The sequence below is a fragment of the Enterobacter sp. HK169 genome (genome assembly GCF_001719105.1).
Lineage (GTDB): Bacteria > Pseudomonadota > Gammaproteobacteria > Enterobacterales > Enterobacteriaceae > Enterobacter > Enterobacter asburiae_B.
Map to the genome: position 1 here is coordinate 1231919 of NZ_CP017087.1, position 18829 is coordinate 1250747.

At 55.1% G+C, this 18829-nt stretch carries 20 protein-coding genes; 10 read left to right on the plus strand and 10 right to left on the minus strand.

What is annotated here, in order from left to right; translation table 11 throughout:
* Window positions 1–86 precede the first annotated feature (86 nt).
* The 8 genes from tcyN to EnteroDNA1_RS05980 all read right to left on the minus strand — a co-directional run bounded on the left by tcyN (window position 87) and on the right by EnteroDNA1_RS05980 (window position 7053).
* Window positions 87–839 (minus strand): L-cystine ABC transporter ATP-binding protein TcyN, encoded by a 753-nt coding sequence (tcyN, locus tag EnteroDNA1_RS05945; protein ID WP_069303025.1) that lies wholly within the window; start codon window positions 837–839, stop codon window positions 87–89.
* Window positions 836–1504 carry a cystine ABC transporter permease gene (gene tcyL / locus EnteroDNA1_RS05950; RefSeq protein ID WP_014884380.1) on the minus strand — a complete coding sequence of 223 codons (669 nt, stop codon included), beginning with the start codon at window positions 1502–1504 and terminating at the stop codon, window positions 836–838. The genes tcyN and tcyL overlap by 4 nt, the downstream gene beginning before the upstream one ends.
* 21 nt (window positions 1505–1525) lie before the next feature.
* Window positions 1526–2512: a D-cysteine desulfhydrase gene (gene dcyD / locus EnteroDNA1_RS05955; RefSeq protein WP_069303026.1), complete on the minus strand. Its 987-nt coding sequence runs from the start codon at window positions 2510–2512 to the stop codon at window positions 1526–1528.
* 106 nt (window positions 2513–2618) lie between these two features.
* Window positions 2619–3419, minus strand: coding sequence for a cystine ABC transporter substrate-binding protein (gene tcyJ / locus EnteroDNA1_RS05960; protein ID WP_023336163.1), 801 nt, complete (start codon window positions 3417–3419; stop codon window positions 2619–2621).
* An 86-nt stretch (window positions 3420–3505) separates the two neighbouring features.
* A complete protein-coding gene (gene fliZ / locus EnteroDNA1_RS05965; protein ID WP_008500339.1) occupies window positions 3506–4057 on the minus strand; it encodes a flagella biosynthesis regulatory protein FliZ in 552 nt (183 codons plus the stop codon).
* A gap of 54 nt (window positions 4058–4111) precedes the next feature.
* A complete protein-coding gene (locus tag EnteroDNA1_RS05970) occupies window positions 4112–4831 on the minus strand; it encodes an RNA polymerase sigma factor FliA (RefSeq protein WP_039263779.1) in 720 nt (239 codons plus the stop codon).
* A 129-nt stretch (window positions 4832–4960) separates the two neighbouring features.
* Window positions 4961–6166 (minus strand): flagellin lysine-N-methylase, encoded by a 1206-nt coding sequence (gene fliB, locus EnteroDNA1_RS05975; RefSeq protein WP_064672746.1) that lies wholly within the window; start codon window positions 6164–6166, stop codon window positions 4961–4963.
* Window positions 6167–6228: 62 nt separating this feature from the next.
* Window positions 6229–7053 (minus strand): flagellin N-terminal helical domain-containing protein, encoded by an 825-nt coding sequence (locus EnteroDNA1_RS05980; protein ID WP_033145896.1) that lies wholly within the window; start codon window positions 7051–7053, stop codon window positions 6229–6231.
* 401 nt (window positions 7054–7454) lie between these two features.
* On the opposite strand from EnteroDNA1_RS05980, the gene fliD reads away from it, so the two are divergent.
* The 4 genes from fliD to amyA are packed head-to-tail and all read left to right on the plus strand — an operon-like array spanning window position 7455 to window position 11224.
* Window positions 7455–8879 (plus strand): flagellar filament capping protein FliD, encoded by a 1425-nt coding sequence (fliD, locus tag EnteroDNA1_RS05985; RefSeq protein WP_033145897.1) that lies wholly within the window; start codon window positions 7455–7457, stop codon window positions 8877–8879.
* Between the two features lie 21 nt (window positions 8880–8900).
* Window positions 8901–9305, plus strand: a complete 405-nt coding sequence (gene fliS, locus EnteroDNA1_RS05990) for a flagellar export chaperone FliS (RefSeq protein ID WP_033145898.1) — start codon at window positions 8901–8903, stop codon at window positions 9303–9305.
* A 5-nt stretch (window positions 9306–9310) separates the two neighbouring features.
* A complete protein-coding gene (gene fliT, locus EnteroDNA1_RS05995) occupies window positions 9311–9685 on the plus strand; it encodes a flagella biosynthesis regulatory protein FliT (protein ID WP_033145899.1) in 375 nt (124 codons plus the stop codon).
* A gap of 51 nt (window positions 9686–9736) precedes the next feature.
* Window positions 9737–11224, plus strand: coding sequence for an alpha-amylase (gene amyA / locus EnteroDNA1_RS06000; RefSeq protein WP_064672953.1), 1488 nt, complete (start codon window positions 9737–9739; stop codon window positions 11222–11224).
* 102 nt (window positions 11225–11326) lie between these two features.
* Here amyA and yedD read toward each other — a convergent pair whose 3' ends face one another.
* Both yedD and fliE read right to left on the minus strand, forming a co-directional pair.
* Complete coding sequence (gene yedD / locus EnteroDNA1_RS06005; RefSeq protein WP_047647421.1) at window positions 11327–11740, minus strand: lipoprotein YedD; 414 nt, start codon at window positions 11738–11740, stop codon at window positions 11327–11329.
* Between the two features lie 74 nt (window positions 11741–11814).
* Window positions 11815–12129 (minus strand): flagellar hook-basal body complex protein FliE, encoded by a 315-nt coding sequence (fliE, locus tag EnteroDNA1_RS06010; protein WP_008500329.1) that lies wholly within the window; start codon window positions 12127–12129, stop codon window positions 11815–11817.
* Between the two features lie 228 nt (window positions 12130–12357).
* Here fliE and fliF point away from each other — a divergent pair, with 228 nt between their 5' ends.
* The 6 genes from fliF to fliK are packed head-to-tail and all read left to right on the plus strand — an operon-like array spanning window position 12358 to window position 18792.
* Complete coding sequence (fliF, locus tag EnteroDNA1_RS06015; RefSeq protein ID WP_033145901.1) at window positions 12358–14037, plus strand: flagellar basal-body MS-ring/collar protein FliF; 1680 nt, start codon at window positions 12358–12360, stop codon at window positions 14035–14037.
* Complete coding sequence (gene fliG / locus EnteroDNA1_RS06020; RefSeq protein WP_023312301.1) at window positions 14030–15028, plus strand: flagellar motor switch protein FliG; 999 nt, start codon at window positions 14030–14032, stop codon at window positions 15026–15028. Before fliF ends, fliG begins: the two co-directional genes overlap by 8 nt.
* Window positions 15021–15728 (plus strand): flagellar assembly protein FliH, encoded by a 708-nt coding sequence (gene fliH, locus EnteroDNA1_RS06025; RefSeq protein WP_023312302.1) that lies wholly within the window; start codon window positions 15021–15023, stop codon window positions 15726–15728. Before fliG ends, fliH begins: the two co-directional genes overlap by 8 nt.
* Window positions 15728–17098 (plus strand): flagellar protein export ATPase FliI, encoded by a 1371-nt coding sequence (fliI, locus tag EnteroDNA1_RS06030; protein ID WP_069303027.1) that lies wholly within the window; start codon window positions 15728–15730, stop codon window positions 17096–17098. Before fliH ends, fliI begins: the two co-directional genes overlap by 1 nt.
* 21 nt (window positions 17099–17119) lie before the next feature.
* A complete protein-coding gene (gene fliJ, locus EnteroDNA1_RS06035; protein ID WP_023312304.1) occupies window positions 17120–17563 on the plus strand; it encodes a flagellar export protein FliJ in 444 nt (147 codons plus the stop codon).
* A complete protein-coding gene (fliK, locus tag EnteroDNA1_RS06040) occupies window positions 17560–18792 on the plus strand; it encodes a flagellar hook length control protein FliK (RefSeq protein WP_069303028.1) in 1233 nt (410 codons plus the stop codon). The genes fliJ and fliK overlap by 4 nt, the downstream gene beginning before the upstream one ends.
* Window positions 18793–18829: the final 37 nt, after the last annotated feature.

Sequence of the window (18829 nt, forward strand, 5' to 3'; positions counted from 1 at the left end):
GATGGAATAAAAAAACAAACGACTGCCCCCGAAGGGAGAATAATTTGCTCCAGCCTAAATTTCTGGAGCAAATTAGTGCAAAAATGCTACTGCATCAGGAATTTTTCAAGGAACTGACGGGTTCGCGGCTGCTGAGGATTAGCGAACAGCCTTTTCGCCGGCCCCTGCTCCACAATCCGCCCCTGATCCATGAAGATGGCTCTGTCAGCCACATCGCGTGCAAAGCTCATTTCATGCGTCACGATCACCATCGTCCGTTTTTCCTGCGCCAGCTGGCGAATGGTGTTCAGCACCTCACCCACCAGTTCCGGATCGAGCGCAGAGGTCGGTTCATCAAAAAGGATCACGTCAGGGCGCATAGCCAGCGCGCGCGCTATCGCCACGCGCTGCTGTTGCCCGCCCGACAGACGGCGCGGATAGCTGGTCTCTTTCCCCTCCAGCCCGACTTTAGCGAGCAGTTCGCGCGCGCGCGCCGTCGCGTCCTCTTTCGATTCACCTTTTACAATGACCGGTCCTTCAATAATGTTCTCCAGCACCGTACGGTGCGGGAAGAGATTAAAGCTCTGGAAAACGAAGCCGACATGCTGGCGCAGGCGGCGAATTAACCCTTTCTGTTGGCTAATGGATTTCCCGGTATCAATCGTTATCTCCCCTACCCGAATAGTGCCGCCTTCCGGCTGTTCAAGCAGGTTAATACTGCGCAGGAGCGTCGTTTTTCCCGAACCGCTTGGTCCGATAATCGCCACCACTTCACCCTGCTCGACTTCAAGATTGATCCCGTGGAGCACCGTTTGACCGTGGAATTTTTTCACCAGGTTTTTGACGTCGATAGCACTCATTTTGGATCACGCTCCTGGCGGTTAAGCTGGTTTTCGAAGTAGTTTTGCAGAGCAGACAGCACCGTCGCCATCACCCAGTAAATCAGCGAGGCGGCCAGATACATAGTAAAGACTTCAAGCGTGCGCGAAGTAATGAGCTGCGCCTGACGGAACAGTTCCGGTACCTGAATCGTTGCCGCCAGGGACGTATCTTTCACCAGGCTAATGAAGCTGTTGCTGAGCGGTGGAAGCGCCACGCGCGCAGCCTGCGGCAGAATGGCCCGACGCAGCGTCTGCCATGGCGTCATCCCGATACTGGCCGCCGCCTCCCACTGCCCTTTGTCAATGGAGGAGATCGCCGCTCGCAGGGTTTCAGAGGTGTACGCCGCGGTATTGAGCGACAGACCAATCATCGCTGCGGGGATCGGGTCCAGCTCGATACCAAACTGCGGCAAGCCGTAGTAGATCATAAAGAGCTGGGCGATAAGCGGCGTGCCGCGAAATACGGAGATATAAAAGCGCGCCAGCCAGCGTACCGGCAGGATGGGTGACATGCGCATTAATGCCAGCACAAATCCCAGCACCAGCCCGAAGAACATCCCGCCGATACTGAGCTGTAACGTAAATACCGCACCTTTCAGCAGATACGGCAGAGAATCAATAACCAGTTGAATACTTTCTTGCATTATTATTTTTCGACCTGATTTTTAGACATAAGGATGGTAGGCAAACAGCGCAGGCGCCCCGCCGGTATGGACAAATAAAATCGGCCCTTCATCCTTAAAGCGTTTCTGCGCAATGCCGTCAATCAGTCCGGCCATCGCTTTGCCGGTATAGACCGGATCGAGCAGTATCCCCTCGAGGCGCGCCAGCAGCTTCACCGCCTCCATGCCCTCTTCGTTAGGCGTGCCGTAACCCGGCGCAAAATAGTCGTCCCAGAGCAGAATATCGGCCTTTGCCTTCAGCTCCAGCTGTGCGGCTACCGCCTGTTGTAAAGTGACCACTTTCGGCTTCTGATCCTCGACGCTGCGGGACACCGTCACACCAATCAGCTCGACGTCCGGCAGCAATTGTTCCAGCCCCACCGCCAGCCCGGCATGCGTGCCCGCACTGCCGGACGCAACAACCACGGAGGAGAGGCTTACCGCGCCTTCGCACTGCTGCGCGATTTCCAGCGCACTCTCCACATACCCCAGCGCGCCCAGCGCGTTCGAACCGCCGACGGGGACAACGTAGGGGCGGAACCCCTGCGCTTCCAGACGCGTCGCCAGCTCGTCGAGCTGGGCGGTCGGGTCGGTCAACGCCTCCACCATTTCGACCTGCACGTTAAACAGATCCAGCAGCAGGCGGTTACCGTTGGTAAGATAGTTTTCTGCCCGCGTGCCAATCGGGTTTTCCAGCAATGCCACGCAGTGGAGCCCGAGCTTTGCCGCCACTGCCGCCGTCTGACGAACGTGGTTGGACTGGATAGCTCCGGCGGTAATGAGCATATCCGCGCCTTCGCGCAGTGCGTCAGCCGCCAGAAACTCCAGCTTGCGCAGCTTATTGCCCCCCATCGCCATCGGCGTCACGTCGTCACGCTTGATAAAAATATCGCGCCCTAAATAATCAGAAAATCGCGGCAGGTACTCCAGCGGCGTCGGCGCGCCGATGAACTCCAGGCGGGGAAAGCGCGTTAAATTCTGTAGTGACATGGGTTCTCCGGTAACTCTGACAAAATGCGATATTTTTCATTATGCACGCAGACGCGAAAGAAATAAAAAAGGCGCTTTTAAAAGCGCCTTTTTTTACGTCAAAGACTTATTTGGTGACGTCTGCACCGAACCACTTCTCGGAGAGCGCCTTCAGGCTGCCGTCTTTTTGCATGTCAGCAATCGCGGAATCAATCGCTTTGACCAGGTCTTCGTTACCTTTACGAACGGCAACGCCTGATTCCTGACGAGAGAACGCATCACCCGCTACCGCCAGGGTATTGTTGGTTTTCTTCACCAGATCCAGCGCTGCCAGGCGGTCAACCAGAATGGCGTCGATACGGCCCACGCGCAAATCCTGGTATTTCGTCGGGTCATCATCATAGGTGCGGATATCCACGCCCTGCACGTTCTGGCGCAGCCACTCTTCGTAGTTGGTACCCAGACCGACACCGACTTTCTTCCCTTTCAGGTCCGCGGCAGTTTTAATTCCGCCTTCGTTGCCTTTCTTCACCAGCGCCTGAATACCGGACACGGTGTACGGCGTAGAGAAGTCATATTTCTTCTTACGCTCGTCAGAAATGGTCACCTGATTAATCACCACATCAATACGTTTGGAATCCAGCGACGCCAGCATACCGTCCCATTTGGTCGGTTTCAGTGACGCTTTAACGCCGAGGTGCTTCGCCAGCTCTTCAGCAAACTCCACTTCAAAACCGGTCAGCTTACCGTCATCGCCCTGGAAGCTGAACGGAGGATAGGTTCCTTCCAGCCCGACCAGCAGCGTACCGCGCTCTTTTACTTTATTCAGCAGGTTTTCAGCGGCGAACGTTTTCACGCTCATGCCCGCAACCAGCGCAACGGCCATAACACCCATCAGCGCCTGACGACCCAGAAGTGCAAATTTCATAAATACCCCGATATAGTGGAATTTTTACGTAGTGTAGAGAAATCGCCTGTAACGTCAAAGGCGACTGCGCTACATCTTATTCTTTTTTAATATATATCAGAAGTTGTTCCGGCGTGGGCTTTCTGCTTTATGGCACCGGGCATTTGTACCTTGTATTGCGCATACTTGCGCAGCGCAATTCGGTAGTTGTTGGTGCTGGTCGCAGGCAGCCACGGCTCCAGATTTTCATCCAGATAACCGGTTTTCAGCAGATCGCGAGAGATATTGTTTACGGTCAGATGTTGCCCAAGGCGGCGCAGGCGAACCACATATTCGCGAACGGTGCCGTGGCTCATCTCCGTTTGTTCAAACAGGAACTGCTTGAAGCCGATAATGTCGAAGAAGTCGCTTTGCTCTTTGCAGTGGAGATCCCCACAGAAACGGCAAAGCGCCACCCACTCTTTTTGCTCTTCGAGCCATGCTGCTTCGTCCATCAACGTGTCGAGACGCGAAATCGCAATCTTATTGACGATTTCGCCCCGGCGAACCAGCGTGATACGATCGAGTAACTTGTTACAGTGGGCGCAATGCGTCTGGCTGTGTTTAAAGTCTTTCAGGTAGCGGCTTAAAGGCCGTCTTTTAGATTGCTGCACCGTCATGATAACTCCTGGTTGTCAATACGTTGTGCGGCATTTTTCAGGTGAATCAATCACCTATAACTTACCCAGCTTGGTTCGTAAGCGTTTAATGGCCTGGCTGTGCAGCTGGCTCACCCGCGACTCTCCCACCTCCAGAACAGCGCCAATCTCTTTGAGGTTAAGCTCTTCCTGGTAATAAAGGGTCAATACCAGCTGTTCGCGTTCAGGCAGAGCTTCAATAGCCTCCATGACGCGCTGGCGTAAATTCCCTTCCATTAAATGGTGTAACGGGTTTTCATGCTGGTGCTCGTCCGTCACCAGCTCGATGCTATCGCCATGCTCTTCGCGCCACTCGTCATAAGAGAAGAGTTGGCTATTATTGGTATCGAGCAACATCTGACGATACTCTTCAACAGCAATGCCAAGACGCTCCGCCACTTCGGTTTCCGTTGCGTTACGTCCCAGTTCCTGTTCCAGCTGCCCCATCGCATGCGCCACTTCGCGCGCGTTGCGGCGAACACTGCGCGGCACCCAGTCGCGGCTGCGCAGCTCGTCCAGCATCGCACCACGAATACGCTGAACTGCGTAAGTCGTAAATGCCGTTCCTTGCAGAGCGTCGTATCGGTCAACTGCATTCAATAACCCGATACCGCCCGCCTGTAGCAGATCGTCGAGTTCCACGCTCGCCGGCAAGCGCACCTGGAGGCGCAATGCTTCGTGACGCACCAGCGGGACATAACGCTGCCACAGCGAGTGTTTATCCATTACACCTTCAGCGGTATAGAGTGAATTCACGATAAACAGCCCTGCGTTAGTTGAGTTATCGGCATGATTATCCGATTCTGCAGGGCGTTCAATTGGATGAAAAAGGGGGATAAAGTGAGGTTATTCTGAGGTTGCCCACAACAGGGGCAACTTTTCTGGCTAAATTAACAGTTGTAACAATGAAAGATCGTCGCCCAGTTTGACGCTATCTATATGTTGATGAAAGAGCTTTCCCGCTTCCTGATTATGCTGGCTAAGGGAGTGGAAGCTGTAAATAACATCAATAATATTATCTTGTTCAATTTTCCCCGCCACGATCGCCTGACCGGCAAGTAACGTTTTAAGGAAATAGAACTCCGCAACGATTAAATAAAGGTTATTCAACATGCTGCGGCCATTGTTCTGCGGGAAGCCCTGCTCCCAGAGTTTGTATTTAAAAAAGTTCTTGAATAAATGGTCATGGGTCGCCAGGTAACTGCCCGCCACATCGCGCCAGACGGACTCGATGTTCTCCATGACCTTCTCTGCCGGCACGGTGTCACCCGCAGTCTCAAATTGTTGATAAAGCTGAGTAAAATAACGGTTTAATACCGCACCACCGCGGGCTGTCACTTTCTTCGTGAAGTAGCTCTGGATGAGCGAAATTAACGCGAATTTCAGGCTGTAGTTCTGATTAAATCCGCCTAATTCCGTTTTGATTTTACCGCTCACCAGTTCGTTAACCAGCGAGAAATAGACCGTTTCGAGCGTGCTAATATTCTCTTCGAGATTATCGAGTTTTTCCGCCACCATGAGGAATTTCACCACGGCGTAAACCTGTTCTTCAACGCTGACGCCCTCAACGCTGAAAATATTCTGGCAGAAGAGATTGATGACCTTTGCCTTTAAATCAATCATCGGCGCATTATTGACGTCCTGCTGAACAATGACAGATTCCATCAACGACATAGACTCCCGATCGTTCAACAGAAGTCGGGTCACTTCCGGACACGAGAGGTTCAGCGATTTTTCGATTTCATTTTTATAGACCCGGTTTGTCCGCGGAAACGACGTACAGGTTGGGCTTAAGGCCTGGATGCCCATGGCGCTATGAACAGAACAGAGTTTTTCCGTATCCATAAACGGGCAGTTTTTACTTTCCGTATGGAAAATCACTTCACCCCAGTGGTCATAGTTTTTTTTGGTGACTTTTATCGCCGTTTTCGCCGTCTGACGAATAGCGGCATTTTTACTGTTCAGATAGCGATTAACGGAGGATTTATCAAACGCGATGGTCCAGCCCTGACAACAATGTTCACGGCATTCCCCACCGACACATGAAAAATCTGCGACCAGCTTTGGTTGAGTGACACTGATTTGTTTCACAGGCGGATTCTCAAATAGCAGAGATAAAAAAACCCCGCCGAAGCGGGGTTTCACGCGTAAAATTAACGCAGCAGAGACAGAACGGTCTGTGGAACCTGGTTTGCCTGAGACAGAACAGAAGTACCAGCCTGCTGCAGGATCTGCGCGCGGGACATATTGGAAACTTCAGTTGCGTAGTCAGCGTCCTGGATACGGGACTGAGCAGCAGACAGGTTAGTTGAGGTGTTGTTCAGGTTGTTGATTGCAGAAGTGAAACGGTTCTGCACAGCACCCAGACCAGAACGTGCTTTATCAACTTTAGCGATAGCTGCGTCGATGGTGCCCAGGTCGGTAGCGGTCATAGTTTTCAGGTCGATAGCAGCAACACCCAGAGTCGTGGTGTCAGCTTTTGCACCGCTCAGGTCCAGATCGATGGTGTCGCCGTCGTTCACGCCAACCTGAATTTTAACCACACCAGCAGTACCTGCAGTGCCGTCCAGCAGTTTGATGCCGTTGAAATCAGTTTTGCCTGCAACGCGGTTGATTTCATTCAGACGCGCGGTAACTTCATCCTGCAGAGAGGCCAGGTCAGAGGTGCTGTTGGTGCCGTTGCTTGCCTGAACAGCCAGTTCACGAACGCGCTGCAAGTTGTTGTTGATTTCGTTCAGAGAACCTTCAGCAGTCTGCGCCATGGAGATACCGTCGTTGGCGTTACGCGCAGCCTGGTTCATGCCTTTAATCTGAGCGGTCATGCGGTTTGCAATCGCCTGGCCAGCAGCATCGTCTTTCGCGCTGTTAATACGCAGACCGGAGGACAGACGCTCGATAGCAGTGCCCAGAGAAGACTGAGATTTGTTCAGGTTGTTCTGAGTGGTCAGGGACAACAGGTTAGTATTGATAACTGCCATAATTTTGTTTCCTTCAAAAATTGGGTTTTAGGTCCGGTGCCTAACACTCACAGCGTCTCTCACCGTCAACAAGGTTATCGACGGGTCCCCAAAAGACTTTAGAATCAATTTTGAAAAAATTACAACACGCTGATTTTTAATCATTTTATTTTTAAAAAATCAATTAAGGTCCATCAGAGCGTTATTATTTATGCTTTTTTAACGCGCAAAGAGATGACAAAAAAGGCACACACTTATTCGTGTTTTCAATGCACGGATAATGACCCTAAAGTGCAATCCTTTCATTTACCCCGCCAGGACGTGCCTATTCTTTGGATTATTTTTTTCTCACCATCGTAAACTTTTACGTTGAGAGGCCGATAAGAGTCCTGAACTACTTTCGTATTTTAAGGAAAATATGCATGGCTACTATCAGTAACCTCGGGATAGGTTCTGCAGGACTCGGGGATTTATATAATCAGTTGGATGCAGCAGAAAGAACCAAGCTGACGACGATTACTTCCCAGCAATCAACGTATAACGCACAGTTAAGCGCTTACGGCAAACTGCAGAGCGCCATGACATCGCTGCAGACTGCGACCGCTGCGCTGGGTAAAGCAACCACCTGGAACTCAACGTCCGTTAGCAGCACCAACACGGCCTTTACCGCCACGACAACGGCAGACGCGTCCGTGGGTTCCTTTGTTGTCAACGTCAACCAGGTTGCAAAGGCGCAGGCACTGACTACCGGCTCCTATGCAAACAACACGGATTTGCTGGGCGATACGACAGGTACGACGCGTAAAATCACCATCACCCAGCCGGGCACGAAAACGCCTTTAGAGGTCACCCTGGCGGATGGCGATACGTCTCTGGCCGGGATTGCGAGCGCCATTAATAAAGCGAACGGCAACGTCACCGCCAGCGTCATTAAAGCGAAAGACGGTGATTACCGCCTGATGCTGTCATCTAAAACCACCGGTACGGATGGTGAAATGACGATCAGCGTCACTGGCGACGATAAGCTGCAAAACGCAATTGGTTACAACTCCACCACAAAAACGGGCGCACTGACGGTTAACACCGGAGCTCAAAACGCAATTGTGGTAGTGAACAGCATTTCGATTGAGCGCCAGACGAATACCATTACCGATGCCCTGCCTGGCGTGACTTTCTCGCTGAAAGCAGAAAGCAAGGCAGATGAAACATTAGAGGTGACTCGCGCAACGGATGCTAACCAGAAGGCGATCACCGACTGGGTCACGGCGTATAACTCGCTGCAGTCCACCATTAACAGCCTGACGAAGTATGTTCCGGTTGATGCAGGCGCCGGCAGCCAGTCAGCCAGCAACGGGGCACTTGTTGGTGATGCAAACGTGCGCGGGATCCAGTCTCAGCTGCGCGGCCTGCTGACCGAAGTGCAGAGCGGCTCGGTACAGATCATGGCCCAACTGGGAATTACCCAGGACCCGGTAAAAGGTTCTGACGGTACCGTCGGTAACCTGAAAGTCGATACCGATAAGCTGAAAAAAGCGCTGACCGAGAACCCGAACGCCGTACAGCAGTATTTTGTCGGTGACGGCAAGAAAACCGGTATGGCCACTCAGATGAACAACACGCTGACCACCATGCTCAGCACCAGTACCGGCAGCGCCGGGGTGATCCAGAACGCGAAAGACGGGATCAACAAAACGCTAAAAACTCTGGGTGAGCGTTACGATGCTATGGAAGCCACTATTGATGCCACCATGGCGCGTTACAAAACCCAGTTCACCAGTCTGGACGTATTAGTCACCAAAATGACCAATACAGCCAACTACCTGACCCAACAGTTCTCACAAAAATAGTCGTAGCCTTCAGGAGTGGATATGTATAAGACCTCTGGTGTTCAATCCTATCAGCAGATAGGAGTCGAAAGCGCAGTCATGAATGCCAGTCCACACCAGCTGATTGTCATGTTATTCGACGGGGCGCATAGCGCCCTTGTTCGCGCGCGTTTGTTCATGGAAGCCGGACAAATTCGTGAGAAAGGCGAAGCGTTAACGAAAGCCATCAATATCATCGACAACGGTTTAAAAGCAGGACTGAACATGGAGGTTGAGAGCGAGTTGTCCGGTAATCTTGCCTCCTTGTACGAATATATGGTTCGACGTTTGTTGCTGGCGAATGTCAGTAACGACGTAGACGCAATTGTTGAAGTCGAGGGTTTATTAAACAACATTGCGGATGCGTGGAAGCAAATCGGCCCCAATGCGTCCTCTATTTCAGGATAATTTTGATGAATAATCCCAGCGCAGCGCTTAGCCACTGGCAGGCGTTACATGCTCAGAGCATTGCTATGCTAAATCTCGCACATTCTGGTCAATGGGATGCGCTTATCGAGCAGGAAATGCATTATGTTCAACTGGTGGAAAAGATATCTCAAACGCCCATCATGTCATGCCCTCCGGCTCAGGTTGAGCAAGCGCGTGCGCTGCTGGAAATGATCCTTGAAAACGAGAATGCGCTAAAGGCACTGCTGAAGGTCCGCATGGACGAACTGCGTAATCTGATTGATCAAACCGGCAAACAGCAATCCATCACGTCTACCTATGGAAAGCTGTCAGGGAATATTCTTTATCCAGAAAGTTTGACCCGCGACACACAACTATGATTTCTTCATCCATACTCCAGAAGTCTGCCAATGGCTTCTGGAGCAAGGATGATGAAAAACCCCACCCTGTTACAATGTTTTCACTGGTACTACCCTGCTGGCGGTGAATTGTGGCGAGAGGTCACGGCGTTAGCTCCCAATCTTAACGAAATCGGCATCAACATGATCTGGCTGCCGCCCGCCTGTAAAGGGGCATCCGGCGGGTATTCTGTCGGCTATGACACCTATGACCTGTTCGATCTTGGCGAGTTTGACCAGAAAGGCAGTATCGCCACGAAATACGGCGACAAGGCGCAGCTGCTGGAGGCTATTGATGCCCTTAAAAGCAACGACATTGCCGTGCTGCTGGACGTGGTGGTCAACCACAAAATGGGCGCCGATGAAAAAGAGCCCGTGCGCGTTCAGCGCGTGAACGAACAGGACCGCACGCAAATCGATGACGAGGTCATTGAATGCGAAGCCTGGACTCGCTACACCTTCCCAGCCCGGGCCGGGCAGTACTCTCAGTTTATCTGGGACTACAAATGCTTCAGCGGCGTCGACCATATTGAAAACCCCGATGAAGATGGCATCTTTAAAATCGTCAACGACTACACCGGCGAAGGCTGGAACGATCAGGTTGATGATGAGATGGGCAACTTCGACTACCTGATGGGCGAAAATATCGACTTTCGCAATCACGCCGTGACCGAGGAGATCAAATACTGGGCCCGCTGGGTCATGGAACAGACGCGCTGCGACGGTTTTCGTCTGGACGCCGTCAAGCATATTCCCGCCTGGTTTTACAAAGAGTGGATTGAGCACGTCCAGGAAGTCGCCGACCAGCCGCTGTTTATCGTGGCGGAATACTGGTCCCATGAGGTGGATAAACTTCAGGCCTATATTGACCAGGTCGAAGGCAAAACCATGCTCTTTGATGCCCCTCTGCAGATGAAATTCCACGAGGCGTCACGTCAGGGCCGGGATTACGACATGAGCCAAATCTTCACCGGTACCCTGGTGGAAGCCGATCCGTTTCATGCGGTCACCCTCGTCGCGAACCACGACACCCAGCCTTTGCAGGCGCTGGAAGCACCGGTCGAAGCCTGGTTTAAACCGCTGGCGTACGCGCTGATCCTGCTGCGGGAAAATGGCGTGCCGAGCGTCTTTTATCCGGATCTCTTCGGCGCCAGCTATGACGACGCGGGAGGCGACGGTGAAACGTACCATATTGATATGCCGGTCATTGTGCAGCTTCACGAGCTGATCCTCGCGCGCCAGCGTTTTGCCCATGGCGTGCAAACGCTGTTTTTCGACCATCCTAACTGCATCGCTTTCAGCCGCAGCGGCACCGATGACGATCCCGGCTGCGTGGTGGTGATGTCGAACGGGGATGATGGTGAAAAAGTGATTTGTCTTGGGGAAAACTACGGCAACAAAACGTGGCGGGATTTTCTCGGCAATCGCGAAGAAACCATCACCACGGCGGCGGATGGCGAAGGGACGTTTACCTGTAATGGGGGAAGCGTCAGCGTTTGGGTGATAGAGGATGCGCTGTAGAACGGGAAACGTGCGGCCTGATGCCCTCACCCCGTCCCTCTCCCACAGGGAGAGGGCGCAAACACCAAAAACGGCAACGAGGTTGCCGTTTTGCGTTTACCCTTAGGGTAGTTTACTCTCGAGCGGATTCTTGCTCAGGTAATCAGCACACTCAGCCGTTGGACGGTCGACTTTCTGCAGCTCCAGCCCGTCATACTCCAGCGTCGAGCCATCGCGCTCCAGCGGATAGATATCCAGCTTACGCGTCACGTTGTAATAACTGTCTGAACGCAGCATGATTTTACCCGGCACGGCAATCACGCGCTGCCACTGACGGCAGTCCAGCGTATCGCCCTCTTCCGTCACCACCAGCGTGGCAATCGCCTTCGGGCTGACCATGTTGCTCTGCGGCCCTTTCGACTGCCAGTATCCCGCCAGATGCGCCGGGACAGGATGCTTGATCACGTCGTTATAGTTATCGACCTGAACGCACCCGGTCAGTGCCAGCAGCGCGCCAGCAATTGCTATTTTTTTCATCATCTTTCCTGCATTCGAAGAAAAAAATATTGTGGCATTAAAGCGCTGCGGCTGCCAGCGAAGATCGACAGGTATTAAACCTGCATCCCCATGACTTCCTGATACGCAGACACCAGCTTGTTACGCACCTGGATCCCCATCTGCAGGGAAACCGAGGCTTTTTGCAAATCGGTCATCACATCATTCAGCGCCACGCCCGGCTCACCGAGGGTGAACTTCTCTGCCTGAGTGCGCGCGGCGGTCTGGGTATCACTGATACGGTCAAGAGCGGCATGCAGTTGCCCCGCGAAGCTTATGCTCGGCTGCTGATCTGCCACATTCTGATTACGGGCCGTCATCGCCGTTGCCTGCAACTGACTGATTACCCCTTCAATGCCCTGTATAGCCATGACTCTCCCCTGGATGGTTTTTTACGCGGTCAAGACTAACAGCTTGTCAATAAGATAATGGCGGTAAATAGCATGAAAAAACCAGGTTATTTGACGCATAGAAAATCACGAATCATCAAATAATGGCAGGGCCATCAATATGGAACTTTTGTCGTGTTTGCCGACCCGGGAGTCAGTTTTGTTTCTCTACACGAATAACGTAAACCACCAGGATTTAAGAGGTGCGCAATGAGTGCAACAGCATCGACAGCGCCGCAGAATAAATCACTCGAGTGGATGAACCGCCTTCGCGCGAATCCTAAAATCCCGTTGATCGTGGCAGGCGCTGCCGCAATTGCGATCCTTGTAGCGATGGTCCTGTGGGCGAAAAGCCCTGATTACCGGACGCTCTACAGCAACCTTTCCGATCAGGATGGCGGCGCCATCGTCACCCAGCTTACCCAGATGAACATCCCTTATCGCTTTGCCGATAATGGCGGTGCGCTGGAGGTCCCGGCTGATAAGGTGCACGAGCTGCGTCTGCGTCTGGCTCAGCAGGGGCTGCCGAAAGGCGGTGCCGTTGGCTTTGAGCTGCTGGATCAGGAAAAATTCGGTATCAGCCAGTTCAGCGAGCAGGTGAACTACCAGCGTGCGCTGGAAGGTGAACTGGCCCGCACCATTGAAACATTAGGCCCGGTGAAGAGTGCCCGCGTGCACCTGGCGATGCCTAAACCTTCTTTATTTGTCCGCGAACAGAAATCACCTTCAGCTTCCGTTACCGTGAACCTTGAACCCGGCCGCGCGCTGGACGAAGGGCAAATCAGCGCGGTGACGCACCTCGTTTCCAGCGCCGTTGCCGGTCTGCCGCCGGGTAACGTGACGCTGGTTGACCAAAGCGGTCACCTGCTGACGCAGTCCAATACCGCCGGTCGCGATCTGAATGATGCGCAGCTGAAGTATGCCGCCGATGTCGAAAGCCGACTCCAGCGCCGTATTGAAGCCATCCTCGGCCCGGTGGTGGGTAACAGCAACGTGCACGCGCAGGTAACTGCACAGATCGACTTCGCGAACAAAGAACAAACTGAAGAGCAGTACAGCCCGAACGGCGATGCGGCTCAGGCGGTGATGCGTTCACGCCAGATCAATTCGAACGAGCAGGTCGGCGGTGCCTACCCGGGCGGCGTGCCGGGCGCGCTGTCTAACCAGCCTGCCCCGGCTAACGCGGCACCGATTTCTACGCCGCCGGCCAATCAGCAGAACGGTCAGCAAAATAATCAGCAGACCACCTCAACGACCAATAACGCCGGTCCGCGCACCAGCAGCCGTAACGAAACCACGAACTACGAAGTGGATCGGACGATTCGCCACACTAAACTGAACGTGGGCGATATTCAGCGTCTTTCCGTTGCGGTAGTGGTGAACTACAAAACGCTGGCGGACGGCAAACCGCTGCCGTTGACTGCCGAGCAGATGAAGCAGATTGAAAACCTGACCCGTGAAGCGATGGGTTACTCCGAGAAGCGCGGCGATACCCTCAACGTGGTGAACTCACCGTTCAACTCGGTTGATGAGACCGGCGGTGAACTGCCGTTCTGGCAACAGCAGGCGTTTATCGACCAGCTGATGTCCGCAGGACGCTGGCTGCTGGTGCTGATTGTCGCGTGGCTGCTGTGGCGTAAGGGCGTTCGTCCGCAGCTCCAGCGCCGTGCTGAAGCCGAAAAAGCGGCTCGCGAGCAGATGAACACGCGTCAGGAAACGGAAGAAGCGGTTGAAGTGCGCCTCAGCAAAGATGAACAGATACAGCAGCGTCGTGCTAACCAGCGCATGGGCGCTGAGGTCATGAGCCAGCGCATTCGCGAAATGTCAGATAACGATCCGCGCGTCGTGGCGCTGGTCATCCGCCAGTGGATGGGTAACGAACATGAGTAATACGCTTACGGGCACCGATAAAAGCGTCATCCTGCTGATGACCATTGGCGAAGATCGTGCGGCAGAGGTGTTTAAACACCTCTCCCAGCGAGAAGTGCAAATTCTCAGTGCGGCCATGGCCAACGTGCGTCAGATCTCCAACAAGCAGCTGACCGAAGTGCTGGCAGAGTTTGAACAGGAAGCTGAACAGTTTGCCGCGCTCAACATCAACGCCAACGACTACCTGCGCTCCGTGCTGGTCAAGGCGCTGGGCGAAGAGCGTGCCTCCAGCCTGCTGGAAGACATTCTGGAAACGCGCGATACCGCCAGCGGTATCGAAACGCTCAACTTTATGGAGCCGCAGAGTGCCGCCGACCTTATTCGCGACGAGCACCCGCAGATTATCGCCACCATCCTTGTCCACCTCAAACGTGGTCAGGCTGCCGATATTCTGGCGCTGTTCGAAGAGCGCCTGCGTCACGATGTGATGCTGCGTATCGCGACCTTCGGCGGCGTCCAGCCGGCCGCGCTGGCGGAGCTGACCGAAGTGCTGAACAACCTGCTCGACGGTCAGAACCTCAAGCGCAGCAAAATGGGCGGCGTGAGAACGGCGGCGGAAATCATCAACCTGATGAAAACGCAGCAGGAAGAGGCCGTCATTACGGCGGTTCGCGAATTCGACGGCGAGCTGGCACAGAAAATCATCGACGAGATGTTCCTGTTCGAAAACCTCGTGGAAGTGGACGACCGCAGCATCCAGCGCCTGCTCCAGGAAGTGGATTCCGAGTCGCTGCTTATCGCCCTCAAAGGCGCCGAGCAGCCGCTGCGCGAGAAGTTCCTGCGCAACATGTCTCAGCGTGCGGCCGATATCCTGCGCGACGACCTTGCCAACCGCGGCCCGGTTCGTCTGTCTCAGGTGGAAAACGAACAGAAAGCCATTCTGCTTATTGTTCGTCGTCTGGCGGAAACCGGCGAGATGGTGATTGGCAGCGGAGACGACACCTATGTCTAATGAGCTGCCCTGGAAGCGCTGGACGCCGGACGATCTGGCGCCTCCCCTCTCCGAGTTCACGCCGGCCGTCATCGCAACCGAAGAGCTTGACCCTGACGTCGAGCAACCCGAGCTGACCGAAGAGGAGCAGCAGGCCCAGATGCTGGCGCAGCTGCAAATGCAGGCGCACGAGCAGGGCTATAACGCCGGTCTGAACGAAGGCCGACAGAAAGGCCACGAGCAGGGGTATCAGGAAGGTCTGGCGAAAGGGTTAGAGCACGGTATCGATCAGGCGCGCCAGCAGCAGGCGCCGATCCATGCCCGCATGCAGCAGCTGGTCAGCGAGTTCCAGCACACGCTGGACGCGCTGGACAGCGTGATTGCCTCGCGACTGATGCAGATGGCGCTGGAAGCCGCGCGTCAGGTCATCGGCCAGACGCCCGTGGTGGATAACACCGCGCTTATCAAACAAATTCAGGGTCTGCTTCAGCAGGAGCCGCTGTTCAGCGGGAAACCTCAGCTGCGCGTCCATCCGGACGACCTGCAGCGCGTTGAAGAGAGCCTGGGCGCGACGCTTAACCTGCACGGCTGGCGTCTGCGTGGCGATCCGTCGCTACATCACGGCGGCTGCAAAGTCTCTGCCGATGAAGGTGACCTGGATGCCAGCGTCGCCACCCGCTGGCAGGAACTGTGCCGCCTGGCGGCACCGGGAGTCGTCTGATGACCGCGCGCCTCACCCGCTGGCTCACCACGCTCGACAACTTTGAGACGAAGATGGCGCAACTGCCATCTGTTCGTCGTTATGGGCGACTGACGCGCGCCACCGGCCTGGTTCTCGAAGCCACCGGCCTGCAGCTTCCGCTGGGCGCGACCTGCGTCATTGAGCGTCAGGATGGTCTGGAAACGCGTGAAGTTGAAAGCGAAGTGGTCGGATTTAACGGCCAGCGCCTGTTCCTGATGCCGCTTGAAGAGGTGGAAGGCATTCTGCCCGGCGCGCGCGTGTATGCCAAAAATATTTCTGGCGATGGGCTGCAAAGCGGGAAACAGCTGCCGCTCGGTCCTGCCCTGCTGGGCCGCGTGCTGGACGGCAGCGGGAAACCGCTCGACGGAATGCCCTCCCCGGACACAACCGAAACCGGCGCGCTGATCACCCAACCGTTCAACCCCCTGCAGCGTACCCCTATCGAGCATGTGCTGGATACCGGCGTGCGCCCGATTAACGCCCTGCTGACCGTGGGACGTGGACAACGTATGGGCCTGTTCGCCGGCTCAGGCGTAGGTAAATCCGTCCTGCTCGGCATGATGGCGCGCTATACCCAGGCCGACGTGATCGTCGTGGGGCTGATCGGCGAACGTGGTCGTGAAGTAAAAGACTTTATTGAAAACATTCTGGGTGCGGAAGGCCGCGCCCGCTCGGTGGTGATCGCCGCACCGGCAGACGTGTCGCCGCTGCTGCGCATGCAGGGTGCCGCATATGCCACCCGTATCGCCGAAGATTTTCGTGACCGCGGCAAGCACGTGCTGCTGATCATGGATTCCCTGACCCGTTACGCGATGGCGCAGCGTGAAATCGCCTTGGCCATCGGTGAGCCACCGGCGACCAAAGGCTACCCGCCTTCGGTATTCGCCAAACTCCCTGCGCTGGTGGAACGCGCGGGGAACGGCATCAGCGGCGGCGGCTCCATCACCGCGTTCTATACGGTACTGACGGAAGGCGATGACCAGCAGGACCCGATTGCCGACTCCGCGCGCGCGATCCTTGACGGTCATATTGTGCTGTCGCGCCGTCTGGCCGAAGCCGGGCACTACCCGGCCATCGATATTGAAGCCTCTATCAGCCGCGCAATGACGGCGCTGATAACCGAGAAGCACTACGCCCGCGTGCGTAACTTCAAACAACTGCTTTCCAGCTTCCAGCGCAACCGCGATCTGGTCAGCGTGGGGGCGTATGCCAAAGGCAGCGACCCGATGCTCGACAAGGCGATTAGCCTGTGGCCGCAGCTGGAGGCATTTTTGCAACAAGGCATTTTTGAACGCGCCGACTGGGAAGATTCAATTCAGGCACTGGAGCTGATTTTCCCGCAGGTGTAACACAGGTGGAGGGCGAAGGTCATGGCGCAAAACAGCGCGTTATCAACGCTGAAAGATCTGGCTGAAAAAGAAGTTGATGATGCCGCATTGCAGCTAGGCGCAATGCGACGCGGGTGCCAGCAGGCTGAAGAACAGTTGAAGATGTTGATCGACTATCAGCATGAATATCGCACCAACCTCAATACCGATATGACACAGGGCATTGGCAGCCAGCGCTGGATTAACTATCAGCAGTTTATCCAGACGCTGGAGAAGGCGATAGATCAGCATCGCCAGCAGCTTAACCAGTGGACCCAGAAAGTCGATACCGCGCTGAATTTCTGGCGCGAGAAGAAGCAGCGACTGCAGGCCTGGCAGACTTTACAGGACAGACAGATCGCGGCAACGACCCTGGCGGAAAACCGTCTGGATCAGAAGAAAATGGATGAGTTTGCCCAGCGCGCATCAATGAGGAAACCGGAATGATCACACTGCAACAACTGCTGATGAGCGACAGCGACCTGTCAGGCGGCACGCAAACGGGGAAAGGCACCGACGGTGCACAGGACTTTCTCTCTCTGCTGGCGGGCGCCCTCTCGGACGCAACGGGCAAGGGCAAAGATGCGCCGCTGACCCTGGCTGACCTGAAAGCCGCCGGCAGTAAGCTGTCAAAAGTGGCTCAGGACGCCAAAGGGGATACCACCCTGCAGGCCAAAATCGCCGACCTGCTCTCGCGCCAGACCGCGCTGAACGGCGATGAAACGTTGCCCGTCACGTCGCTTGATACGCTGGTTTCCGGGCTGGTGCCGCTGTCCAAGGGCGACGCGCTGAAGACGCTCAATGCGGCGAACAGCAAAGATGACGCTAAAAGCGAGCTGAGCGAAGAAGAGCTGGCCGGATTAAGCGCCCTGATGGCGATGCTGCCGCACCAGCAGCAAACTACCGCCTCTCGCGCGGCAGGCAGTGAGGGCGTTTCCGCCACCTCAACGCTGAATTCCGCGATGCTTTCAAACGGCGCGGGCCAACCGTCCCTGAACGCGTCTGCGGGAAGCCACGATAAAGCGCAGAGTGCTACGCCTTATCAGAACCAGGTGAAAAATCACGAGCCGGCCCTGCAGGGCAACGCGCCTGCTACACCGGCCGTAGCCGCGGCGGCAGAGAAGCAGGAGCTCGCCAGTTCGTCTTCATCATCATCACCAACAGCTACTCTGGCACCGATTATGTCCAGCCATGCGACCAGTCAGACGGCCGCCACCGTCGCCAGCGCGCCGGTATTAAGCCAGCCTCTGGGGACCCACGAATGGCAGCAGTCCCTGAGCCAGCACATCACCCTGTTCACTAAGCAGGGCCAGCAGACGGCAGAGCTGCGCCTGCACCCGGAAGATCTGGGTCAGGTGCAAATTTCGCTTAAGCTGGATGATAACCAGGCCCAGCTGCAGATGGTCTCTGCGCACAGCCATGTTCGTGCGGCACTGGAAGCCGCGCTGCCGGTACTGCGGACCTCACTGGCGGAAAACGGCATTCAGCTTGCGCAGAGCAGCGTCAGCAGCGAGAGCTTCGCCGGGCAGCAGCAGTCCTCGTCCCAGCAGCAGCACCAGGCTTCGCGTTCCGGCAACACCGGCGGTTTTAATGAAGAGAGCGATGAGCTACTGCCTGTTCCTGCCGCCCTGCAGTCCGCAGCGCGCGGTAACAGTGCCGTAGACATCTTCGCCTAAACGCCAGAGGTAGCGTGATTATCCCCGTCTTTTCCAC